The 10,249-nt window shown below is 67.1% G+C and carries 12 protein-coding genes; 1 reads left to right on the forward strand and 11 read right to left on the reverse strand.

What is annotated here, in order from left to right:
• Positions 1–29: 29 nt before the first annotated feature.
• The 6 genes from ABF401_RS18455 to ABF401_RS18480 form a co-directional block, all read right to left on the reverse strand.
• Positions 30–236, reverse strand: a complete 207-nt coding sequence (locus tag ABF401_RS18455) for a hypothetical protein (protein ID WP_300149202.1) — start codon at positions 234–236, stop codon at positions 30–32.
• A 3-nt stretch (positions 237–239) separates the two neighbouring features.
• A complete protein-coding gene (locus tag ABF401_RS18460; protein WP_353511046.1) occupies positions 240–803 on the reverse strand; it encodes a hypothetical protein in 564 nt (187 codons plus the stop codon).
• An 11-nt stretch (positions 804–814) separates the two neighbouring features.
• On the reverse strand, positions 815–1,252 hold the full coding sequence (locus ABF401_RS18465) for a single-stranded DNA-binding protein (RefSeq protein ID WP_353511047.1): 438 nt from the start codon (positions 1,250–1,252) through the stop codon (positions 815–817).
• Positions 1,253–1,335: 83 nt separating this feature from the next.
• Complete coding sequence (locus ABF401_RS18470; RefSeq protein ID WP_353511048.1) at positions 1,336–3,111, reverse strand: type IV secretory system conjugative DNA transfer family protein; 1,776 nt, start codon at positions 3,109–3,111, stop codon at positions 1,336–1,338.
• A complete protein-coding gene (locus ABF401_RS18475) occupies positions 3,108–3,488 on the reverse strand; it encodes a hypothetical protein (RefSeq protein WP_353511049.1) in 381 nt (126 codons plus the stop codon). Before ABF401_RS18475 ends, ABF401_RS18470 begins: the two co-directional genes overlap by 4 nt.
• Before the next feature lie 255 nt (positions 3,489–3,743).
• The gene (locus ABF401_RS18480; protein WP_353511050.1) at positions 3,744–4,634 is read right to left on the reverse strand and encodes a LysR family transcriptional regulator; all 891 of its coding nucleotides are present in this window, start codon (positions 4,632–4,634) and stop codon (positions 3,744–3,746) included.
• 74 nt (positions 4,635–4,708) lie between these two features.
• On the opposite strand from ABF401_RS18480, the gene ABF401_RS18485 reads away from it, so the two are divergent.
• The gene (locus ABF401_RS18485; RefSeq protein WP_353511051.1) at positions 4,709–5,677 is read left to right on the forward strand and encodes a DMT family transporter; all 969 of its coding nucleotides are present in this window, start codon (positions 4,709–4,711) and stop codon (positions 5,675–5,677) included.
• 395 nt (positions 5,678–6,072) lie between these two features.
• On the opposite strand, the gene ABF401_RS18490 is transcribed toward ABF401_RS18485, so the two are convergent.
• The 5 genes from ABF401_RS18490 to ABF401_RS18510 all read right to left on the reverse strand — a co-directional run.
• Positions 6,073–7,554, reverse strand: a complete 1,482-nt coding sequence (locus ABF401_RS18490) for a putative type IV secretion/conjugal transfer ATPase (RefSeq protein WP_353511052.1) — start codon at positions 7,552–7,554, stop codon at positions 6,073–6,075.
• Positions 7,551–8,375 (reverse strand): hypothetical protein, encoded by an 825-nt coding sequence (locus tag ABF401_RS18495; protein WP_353511053.1) that lies wholly within the window; start codon positions 8,373–8,375, stop codon positions 7,551–7,553. The genes ABF401_RS18490 and ABF401_RS18495 overlap by 4 nt, the downstream gene beginning before the upstream one ends.
• Positions 8,376–8,662: 287 nt before the next feature.
• The gene (locus tag ABF401_RS18500; protein WP_353511059.1) at positions 8,663–9,271 is read right to left on the reverse strand and encodes an aldo/keto reductase; all 609 of its coding nucleotides are present in this window, start codon (positions 9,269–9,271) and stop codon (positions 8,663–8,665) included.
• On the reverse strand, positions 9,163–9,918 hold the full coding sequence (locus tag ABF401_RS18505) for a DEAD/DEAH box helicase family protein (protein WP_353511054.1): 756 nt from the start codon (positions 9,916–9,918) through the stop codon (positions 9,163–9,165). Before ABF401_RS18505 ends, ABF401_RS18500 begins: the two co-directional genes overlap by 109 nt.
• A 60-nt stretch (positions 9,919–9,978) precedes the next feature.
• Positions 9,979–10,249: DUF2188 domain-containing protein (locus tag ABF401_RS18510; RefSeq protein ID WP_353511055.1), on the reverse strand; the 271-nt coding region annotated here is incomplete at its 5' end.

The following is a 10,249-nucleotide window of genomic DNA, read 5'->3' on the forward strand; positions in this document are numbered from 1 at the left end:
ATCCGCCATCCGCGACGGATGCGTACATTCTACGACGAGGGGTCCACCGAGGCACGGGGACGCTTCGGTGTGGTCGATCCGCCCGAGGGGCACGACCCGGACCGCTGGAGTGCGATACGGATGAGCAGCTCGCTCAGCTTGTCGAGGTCGGGCGGTTCGTGGAAGTCGGCGCGGATCGTCAGTTCGCGCTCGCTCTGCTGCCGCTGGCCCGTCTTTCGCGTGTACCGCCGCGCCATGACTCACACCTCGCCGGTGTCCGGGTCGAAGGCCGCGAAGAAGGCGTCTTCGGCCTCCTGGCGCGCTGCGACCTGATCGAGCACGAACCGTACGAAGTCTTCATCGCGATCCGTGATGGGTGAGTCCTCGACGGGCGCAGCAGGGTCTTCGCCGGGCCAGCTCGTCTGGCGGGTTGGTCGGTCCCTGTCGAGGCGTGTGCCGCACGCCGCGACCCAGTCTCGAAGTCGGGCGCGTGCGTCTGCGAAGTCGCGGTGCCACCCGAGGGGTGCTGAGCCGTCCTGCTCGGGGTCGTAGGCGGACAACCAGTGCAGGTGCAGGGCGGATAGCTCCCAGAGGAGTTCGGGGTGCCGATGCCAGTACGGCGGCACGACACTGGCCGGAAGGCCGTAGGTGTGGCGAAGCCAATCCACCCAGCGGTTGAGTTCGAGCAGCTCCGCTTCGAGATCATTGGCCGTGAGCAGATTCCAGTTGACCGGGTGCGGCGGCTCAGGAGTATCGAACCGAGGCGACCGCGATTCTGCCTCAGGCGGTAGGTCATCGTGTTCGGGGCCGGACGAGTCAGTCATGGCTTCGCCGTTCACATTCCGATGGTCGCGGCGTTCGACGGTGCGGGACGCTGTGGCGCGGTGAAGGCGGTGCCGTCTCGGCCAGAGATGCGCTCGGTTCGATCTACCTCGTAGCGCGTGCGCGCCAGGTCGTGGCCGATGCGAGTTGCGATGAACTCTTCACCTTCGTAGCGCTGTCCGTTGCGCTCGTAGGAGTACTCCCGCACACGGCCGTCGGCGATGATGTTGTCGCCCTTGGCGATCCGCTCGGCCCCCTGCTCGGCGGCCCCGCGATATGCGATGAGGTCGTGGAAGGTAGTCTCCAACTGCGTAAAGGTGTTGTCGGGCTCCTTGCGGTAGTGCTCGATTCCGACCTTCATGTAGAGCCGCGCATCCCCGCGTTCGGTGTAGCTCAGTTGCGGCTCCGAGGCGACGAAGCCTGAAATGGACTGATGAGTGCGAATGGCCATGATGGCCTCCTCCTGATCTCAGGCGGCCAGCTCGTCGTGGCCGCTGTATCAGGCAGGTGCGCCCCGGCGCCCAGACCGTGGCGTCAGGGGGCGGGGCGGCGTAGGAGGGCTTCGAGTTCGGTGCGGTCGTTGCGGAGCTGGGTAGCGTCGGGGCGGCTGGGCCAGGCGCGTAGGTCGGTGACGATGGGTGGTGCGGAGCGCAGCAGGGTGATCCCTGTGCCGAAGGGCAGGGTGCGGATGCGGTCGGGTGGCAGGATCGGAACCCGCCGTACGGAGCGCTGGTTCGAACGGGTGCCGCGATCACCGAGGGTCACCGAGTCTGTGTATTCGTCGCGTTCGCCGATCAGGGTGGAGAGGTCTTGGAGGTCGCGGCTGCTGGACGCGCCGCCGAGGATGATCTTGACGATGCTGGCGTCCCAGATCGCGCTGGCCTGGTTCTCGCTCCACCGGTCGCGGGCTTGGGCGAGGGACTGCAAGACGGGCATGGTGGTGATCCCGGTGCGGCCGCCTTCGGCCATCAGCATCGGCAGCGACGGCAGGGGTGCGAGGTTGCCGATCTCGTCGAGCGCCAGCAGTAAAGGCGGGTCGAGTCGGGCTCCGGGTGAGCGTGCTGCGAGTCTGCGGGCGGTTTCGATAAGGTCTTCCACGAACGCGGCGACGAGCGCTGCGGACGCGCCGGCCCCTGCTCCGGTGGCGAGTAGATAGAGGGTGCCGTGCTGGGTAAGGAAGGTCTCGGGGTCGAACTGCTCGTGCGGTCCGGGTGTGACGGCATCGAGCACGCGGGGGTCGGCGAGGGCTGCGAGGGCGAGGGAGACGCCTTGCCAGATGCTGTCGCGGGTCTTGGGGTCGGCGTCGATCATCGCGCCGAGAGAGTCGCCCCACCCCATCGCCGCGTTCGGGTACGAGTTCAGGATCGAGACCGCCTCGGCCGCAGAGCTGGGGTCGAGGGTCCACCGGAACAACTCAGCGGGCGGACGGCCGTCGAGTGCGGCAGCGTGCAGCAGTGCCTGGAGCGCGGTGCGGGTTTTGCCTTCCCAGAACCCGCCGGATTCAACGCCCCCGGAGGAGAGGCCGGTGGCGGCGGCGAGGCCGTTGGCGCGGATCATCGCGGTCAGAGGGTCCTGGCACCCGCGCACGGGTGACCAGCGCAGCCCGGCGGGGATGCCCTCGGCCAGGTGTTGCGGGTCGAACACCGCGACCGGCCCACCCATGCGTCGGCGGGCGCGGAGCGTGGCGGTGAGGTTCTCTGGCCTGGTGCTCGTCGTGACGACGGCTCCGGGTGCGTCGAGGATCGCGTTGATGACGACGTGCAGACCTTTGCCGGAACGGGGCGGGCCGATCAGCAGGATCGAGTCCTCGACCGACGCCCACACCCCAGTGCCGCGACTTGAGCCGAGGAGGTAGCCGACATCCTCGGGGGTCGGCGTGGTCAGGGATGGGCGTAGGGTTCCGGCGCGGCCTAGGAGTGCTTTCGCGGATGCCGTGGTCTTGACCTCGTGCGCGGTGGCGATCCCGGCGAGGCGGTGCGGGTGGGTCTCGGTCTTGCGGTTGTGGCGGCGCAGCCACATCCACGCCCACGCGACACCGACGACGAGCACCGCGAGCAGCAGGGTCGTGACGATCCAGTAGACGACCGGGCTGAGACCTACCGCGCCGAGCGCCCCAGCGGGGTCGGCGGGGTTGAACAGCACACCGAGCCCCGACGCCGGTCCTGCCGTCGGTTGGGGTGTGCCGGAGAGGAACGCGGCGACCGATCCGGCACCGCGCAGAGCGAGGGCGAGGCCGAAGGCTCCGATCAGGGCGATGAGGGCGGCGTTGGTGAGTTCGTCACCCATGCTCCCGCCCTGTCTCGGGTTCATTGCAGCCGCCGAATCGCGGTCTTGCCCGAGATGCGCCCGAACAGGATCACCTCGCCCGTCGCGTCGGGCGGGAGGTCGTCGAGATCGACCAGCGCCCGAGCGGTACCGGTTCCGGCGGCGTCGGTGTGGCTCACGATGACCGCGACGGCGACATCCTCACCCGCCACGAAGCCCTCGCCCTCAACCTCCATGAGCCGCAGGGCTCGCGGCGCGGCGGCGCGGCGACCTCGCCGCGTGCCTGGCACCGGTTCCTGCTCGGCCGCTCGTGCGGGTGGGGCTGATTTGCGGGCGTGGATGATATCGGTGAACACCCCGCCGTCGCACTCGCGGACCTCGACCCGGACCGAGACGGTGCGGTCTTTGGTGATCTCGTCCATCAACGGCCCGAACGTCGCCCGAGTCCACGCACCCGCCGCTGGTTGCGGATGGTCGACGCCATCGACTGTCGCGGCGAGTGTCCCGTCGTCATCGACGGTGACGACGACGTTAGGCAGCTCGACGGGTGCCGATTCCGCAGGGTCGGTGAACTGGTGATGAGCCATGCAGTTCAGGTGCACGACACGCACCTGATCAACCTCCGTCAAACGGACGTCGCACAGAGCCGAGTCTGCATGCTGATGCCGTGCGGGCCGCTACAGGGCAGGGCGGGCACGTTCGTGCAGGAGAGCTTCGAGCGCGTGCGCCGGGTGATCCGGCCCAAGGCGCGGGGCGGCATGGACGCCGATGTGCCGGTTCGCTGTCGGGCTGATCGGCAGCGCAGTGGTGTCGTGGCGGCTGGTGAGCGCAAGTTCCGGTATGAGGGCGAGGCCGACGCCTGCGCCGGTAAGGGCCTGCATGAAGTCGTAGTCGCTCGACCGGCACGCCACCTGCGGCTCGAGCCCATGCTCCCGGGCGAACCGGTCGAAGATGTCGCCGAGACCTCCCCACCCACATATCCATGACTCTCCGACCAGGTCAGACCACGCCACCTTCCGTCTCTGGCCCAGTGGGCTGCGCGCGGGCACGACGAGGCGCAGCGCGTCGGTTACGAGCGGCCGGTACCGCAGGCCCACTTCGGGCGGTGCGGTGTCGCCGAGCCGGTAGGTGATGGCAAGGTCGGCGCGACCGTCTCGCACGGCCTTGATTGCGTCGTGGGGTTCGGCTTCCAGGACGGTCACATCGACGGGCTGCCCGTAGCGTTCGGAGAGATCAGCGAGGGCGGGCGCGAGGATGCGCTCCCCGGCGCTCGTGAACGACGCGATCGTCAGCGTCGGCGTGCCCGTCTCCAACGCTGCGAGGCTCTGACGGGTGCGGGCAAGCTCGCCGTGAATCGACTGCGCGGCCGTGGCGAGCAGGCGGCCCGCCCGTGTCAGCGTCACGCCGCGCGTGCTGCGCTCGAACAACACGCTGCCGGTCATCCGTTCCAGCGCCGACATCTGCTGCGACACCGCCGACGGCGTGATCCGGAGCGCGTGTCCGGCGGCGGTGAAACTGCCGTGCTCTGCGACCGCGAGCAGCATCTCCAAGTGGCGTAGCTCGATCATCGACCCTCCGACCTATCAACCGGACTGTTGTTAGCAATGCTGATTGGACTGTAAGCATTCTGCCACTTCTGCTAATGACAGGGAGACGTGAGGATGGTCGGGTGACATGGAATCAGCAGGAACGGATCGGCGCAGGCCTTGGCGCGCTCTCCGTGGCGCTCATCGGCGGATCGGTCGCCGCAGCGAGCCTGCTCCACGACTACCCGCTCCTCGGCGGACAAGCCGTGCGCTTCGCAGTCGCCACTCTCGTGTTGTTCGCCTGGGGGCTCGCCCGACGGCATCGGTTCCGGCTCCCGACGGGACGAGAGACCGTCTGGCTGGTGCTGCTCGCCGTGTGCGGGATGGCCGGGTACGGGGTGATGCTCGTACACGCCACCTCGGTCACCGAGCCCGGTAACGTCGGCGTCGCCATCGGCGCGGCCCCCTTGTTCATCGTGCTCGTGCGCGCCGCGCAGACCCGCACCAGGCCCGCTCTGCGGCTCATGGCGGCTGCGACGATCGTGTTCGCCGGCACCTTCATTGCCCAGGCATCTGCGAATAGCGGCCTGCAGTGGAGCGTGGAAGGGGTGGTGTGGTCACTCGCCGCGATGATCGGTGCTGCCTCGATCACGCTGCTGGGCGCACCCGTGATCCCCACCCTCGGCTCCTACACCGTCACCACCTACGGCTGCACCATCGCCGCGATTGTCCTACTTGGTACCTCGGCGGGCATCCAGATCAGCACCGGGGCGACGATGCTCCGTGTCCCCGACGCGACTGAACTCGGGGCGCTGGCGTTCCTGGCGATCGGGGTTACCGTGCTCGTCATGCTGCTGTGGTACGGGGCGATGTCACGCCTTGGCGCCAGTCGAACAGGACTCTTCAATGGCTTCGTGCCGCTCGCGTCGCTGTTTTCCGTCGCCCTGGTCGGCACCGGCTCGATCGCTCTCACCCAGCTCATAGGTGCCGCACTCGTCCTCGCGGGGGTACTCCTCGGTCTCAGCAGTCGAGACGAATCCGCCTCCCGTTCACAGCGTCAAGAGGAACCTGCAAGCACTCGATAGGCCCACCAGTTCCATGAGAACGTGGGAGGCAGGTGTGCCTGGCGCGGGCGCGCGTCCCAACTCCCGTGAACCCGCACCCTTCGTAGAAGCGGGTGGGTGCGCCGCACACCATCGAACGACTCCGACGGCGATCCGACCTCGATATCCGTCAAGCCTCCCCGCATAGTCCCAAAACGCTTCGACTAGCGCTCGAACCAAGCCGTGACTCCGCGCTGTGGCATCCACCCTCAGTCCCTGGACAAGCAGATACGGTCCGCCTGCCCTGGGGCACCCGTCAAACAAGAGCCAGAACATGATCGAACGCCGTCTCCGGCACCTCAAGCAATGGGGGGCCATCGCGACCCGCTATGACAAGCACGCGCTCATCTACCACGCCGCCGGTCTCCTGAACAGCATCATTGTCTGGTCGCCATCCGCGCCGTCGTGTCGAACAGGGCGAGCTCGGCGGGGTGGAGCTGGTGCTGGGTCACGAAGCTCCTGGCTTTGATCCGCCAGAGCCCTTGGCCGACGCCGAGGTTCGGGAGGAGTTGCTGCTCGGTGCCGGTCAGGCCGAGTGCTTGGGCGGTGGGTCCGAGCTGGTCGGATTCCTGCCGGTACACGATCCGCGTCTCCGCATTCGCCAGCAACGAGTTGGCGAGCGAGCGCATGGCGGAGCCTTGGTCGCCGACGTTGTCGAGGTCGGTGAGCTTGTGGAAGATCAGCATGTTCGCGATCCCGTAGTGCCGGGCGAGCCGCCAGTGCGCGTCCATCCGCCGCAACAGCGCGGGGTGGGACATCAGCCGCCAGGCCTCGTCGTAGATCACCCACCGCTGCCCACCATTCGGATCAAGCAGGGCCGATTCCATCCACGCCGACGAGCACGTCATCAACACCGAAATCAGCGTCGAGTTCTCCGTCACCCGCGACAGATCAAGCGAGATCATCGGCAGCGTCGGATCGAAAGCCACGGTGGAGGGGCCGTCGAACAGTCCAGCGAGGTCACCTGCGACCAGACGCCGCAGGGCGTGCCCGGCGAGGCGGCCGTCTTCGGCGAGGCGTCCGTCGGTGTCGGTGCTGGGGTTGAGGATGCGGTCAACGACCATCGGCAGGATCGGCACCTCGTTCTCCCGCACCGTATGCGTCAACGCCAGGTCGATGGCGGTGTGCTCCAACGGCGACAACCCCCGCGCCAGCACCGTTTCGGCGAGCGCGCCGATCAGGTCGCGCCTGCGGGCGGCGACAGTGGAGGCCCACTGCTCATCCGACAACCCGGACGGGCGGTGCCCTTCGTCCAACGGGTTCAGCCGGGTGTTGAGCCCGTGGCCCAGCACGATCGCTCGACCGCCGACGGCCTCAGCGACCGCAGTGTGCTCACCCTTCGGATCACCCGGCACATAGACCCGCCGCCCGAACGGCAGCGACCGCGTGTACAGCGACTTCGCAAGAGAGGACTTGCCCGAGCCGACGATCCCCGCCAAGACCACGTTGGGGGCGGTGATGATGCCGCGCGCGTACAGCACCCACGGGTCGTACACGAACGAACCGCCCGAGTAGAGGTCTTGCCCGACGAACACCCCATCGGCACCGAGGCCGCCTTCGGCGACGAACGGGTACGCCCCCGCCAAGGTCGCAGAGGTGTCCTGATGGCGCGGGAGCCGGAACCGCCCCGGCGTCCCGAGCTGCGCGCCACCCGCCTCACCACTCCTCGGTAGGTAGATCGTGGCGCGTCGCTCCGCCCGCTCCGCCTCAGCCCGTGCTTTCGCGACGGCGAGTTCGGTCTTGTGCTGCTCGGCGTGTAGCCGGGCTTCGGCGCGGCGGCGCTGTTTGCGGAGCTTGCGGCGTTCCTTCGACGGCGCGACCAGCACGGCAGTGTGCAGCCGCTCACGATCCTGGTTCACAGTTCGAGCCCCCGGGCCTGCTTGACCGCCGTGATCTTCGCGGGCTCGAACCACGACCGCCCCTGCTTCGCTGGCGGCACGTCACGACGCTTCGGAGCACCCGGCGACGAGTACGACACCAGCAACTCCGGCCCATCCTGCGACGGCGACGGCTCATCGATCACTTCGGCGTCTGCGTCGGGTTCGGGATGGCGGCGCAACAGCGACACGTACCCGACGTGCGGGTTCACGACCAGCGCGTAGTCGCCGGACATCATCACCTGGTCGCTGGTGCCCTCGCCGGGCTCGTCGTAGACGTACCCGTTCTCCAACGCCGCCTGCGTGGTCTCCTCGCCGTAGTCCCACTGCGCGAGGTAGTCCACCGCATCGACATGCCCCAGCTCACCGAGGATGCGCAACGGCCGATCCGCCTCGTCGCCTTGGAGGAACACCACGTTGATCCACCGCGACGGCATCGCTTCCTCGACGGCGGGTTCGGGATGCCACGCGATCCGCCCCGCCGAAACGAATCCCTCCGCGAGGCGGTCATAGGCCTGATCGACCAGGCGAGCCGACCGGCGCAGCTCTTCGGCCGTCGCGAGCGCGTCGCGGACACCGGCCGCATGGTCGCCGTCGTCATTGAACGCGTGCGCTGCCTTCCGCTCATGCACGTCAGCAAGTTGTTCCAGTACTTGGAGCAGCGACCGCATCCCAGAGGACAGGTCACCGATCACCCCATACATCTGCGCAGGCTGATCAAACGTGCGACTCGCGTGCGCGAGACCCCGCAGCGCCTCAGACGCCTCAGCGGCGTCGGCACTGGAATCGAAAAACGTGGGCATTGAGAACCTCCTGGCACGGGTCGTGCTCAGGAGGTACGCACCAGGGTCCAAGACCCCACAGATGGCTTGGATTTAAACCTCGCCGGACGGCCGGTGCATCTATGGGCCGCCGTGGATGGACCACTTGAACTGACCTCGACCCCCGAACGCCGTGAATCTCGACAGGGCGTTCTGCCGCATGAAATCAACTGTGACATGTGACCTGTGGATGACTCCACCGCGATACGCCGAGCTACAGGTTGCTTAGCACTTTTCGTTAGCACTTTTGTGCGTGCTTCCCGAGGGAGTCATCGGCGTCGTAGCCGGGGGTTGGTGATCGCTTTGGGCGGTACGGGGTAGCGGTCCTGCGGGGCGACGTCGGTGCCGGGGGCGACGAGCTGGTCGATCTTGTCGAGGGTCGCGTCGTCGAGGGTGAGGTCTGCGGCCTTGAGGTTTTGGCGGAGGTGTTCCGGAGTACGGGGGCCGACGAGCACGGAGGTCACAGCCGGGTGGGACGTCGCGAATGCGAGCCCGAGTTCGGCGAGGGACACCTGAAGGTCCGCGGCGATGTCGCGGAGAGCGTCGACGATGTCGAGTTTGCGTTGATTCTCCAGCAGGGTCAGGTCGAAGTCGTTCCTGGCGAGGGCAGCGCGGTGGGTGGTGACGGGCTGGTCGCGCGTGACGGTTCCCGCGAGCCATCCGTTTGCCAGGGGTGACCAGACCAGCACGCCCATCCGGTACTGCTGGGTGATGGGAAGTACGTCTGCTTCGATCGCTCGGGAGAAGATCGAGTAGGTCACTTGCTCGGTCATGAACCGGGACAAGCCGCGGTCTCGTGCGATCCACTGCCCTTCGACGATAGAGTGGGCGGGGAAGGTGGAGGTTCCGAAGTGCAGAATCTTCCCGGCCCGTTGCAGGTCGGTGAGGATCTCGCTTCGGCTTCATCGACGAACCGTCCTTCTAGCCGTCCGACCCTGGGGCGTAGTGCAGAGCGGTCGACAATGCCTTCGAGTTGAAGGATTCCCAGGGTCTCAAACTTGGTTGCGATTTGATCGCGAAGCGCGGTTGAGGGGACGACCACGAGAACGCGTTCGGGCTGCTGCGCGACCAGCCATGCCAGCATGGTCTCCGTCTTGCCGGTGCCGGTTGGCATGACGACGACCCCAGGCTCGGACAGGCCGGAGGACTGATAGCCAACAATGGAGTGAAGTGCCGCGATCTGCGGGCGCCGCAGGCTGTGAGGCTGGTCATGCGCGGTGAACCCGATGGCACCGTCGAAGGATCGGATGACGTCGCTCGCTTGAACCGCCTCTCGACCACCTGCCCATCTGATCTGGGAGTTCTTTGATCGGCGGGCCGGAAGCCTCGCTGCAAGCGGCCCCTCGGTTGGGAGTTTATCGGCGCGGGTTACGGACCAGTGCCCGAATGGGGTGTTCACCACTTCGAGGCCCGACTCAGTCTCAAGTACTTCGACGTTGTCGTGAGCCGGGACCAGCAGCTGACGGACTACGTTCTTGCCCGCGACGTGCGGCGTCGCCCAAACATCCTCGGTCCGGTATCCCACGTCGAGCCTCTTTCGCCTTCGCCTATGCAAGGAACTCCATTACCAACATGCGCGCCGAGGTCACCCCTTGGATGACCTTGGGTCGTTCCCCGGCGCAACCGTGTCTTGTGCGCGGATCGTCCCCTTGAGTGAACGGACCTGCAACTCGCCGCCCCCGTCGTTGCCGAGGATGGTGCGGGCGCGCTGGATTCCTTCGGCCTGTGTCGAGGTGACGGCGCTGGCGCGATCGGCTCCTGGCTTCCGTACCTCCCAGTCGCCATCGCTTCGGCGCTGTACTACTCGCTTGTTGGGCTCTGTCATGATTTTTCCTTTCTCGATGGGATTGCGTCCC

The organism is Intrasporangium sp. (assembly GCF_040414665.1).
Classification (GTDB): Bacteria; Actinomycetota; Actinomycetes; order Actinomycetales; family Dermatophilaceae; genus Intrasporangium.

Bases quoted from the DNA above. Each gene is read 5' to 3' on its own strand.
- ABF401_RS18455 (WP_300149202.1), bottom strand. From the start codon at position 236: ATGGCGCGGCGGTACACGCGAAAGACGGGCCAGCGGCAGCAGAGCGAG.
- ABF401_RS18460 (WP_353511046.1), bottom strand. From the start codon at position 803: ATGACTGACTCGTCCGGCCCCGAACACGATGACCTACCGCCTGAGGCA.
- ABF401_RS18465 (WP_353511047.1), bottom strand. From the start codon at position 1,252: ATGGCCATTCGCACTCATCAGTCCATTTCAGGCTTCGTCGCCTCGGAG.
- ABF401_RS18470 (WP_353511048.1), bottom strand. From the start codon at position 3,111: ATGAACCCGAGACAGGGCGGGAGCATGGGTGACGAACTCACCAACGCC.
- ABF401_RS18475 (WP_353511049.1), bottom strand. From the start codon at position 3,488: ATGGACGAGATCACCAAAGACCGCACCGTCTCGGTCCGGGTCGAGGTC.
- ABF401_RS18480 (WP_353511050.1), bottom strand. From the start codon at position 4,634: ATGATCGAGCTACGCCACTTGGAGATGCTGCTCGCGGTCGCAGAGCAC.
- ABF401_RS18485 (WP_353511051.1), top strand. From the start codon at position 4,709: ATGACAGGGAGACGTGAGGATGGTCGGGTGACATGGAATCAGCAGGAA.
- ABF401_RS18495 (WP_353511053.1), bottom strand. From the start codon at position 8,375: ATGCCCACGTTTTTCGATTCCAGTGCCGACGCCGCTGAGGCGTCTGAG.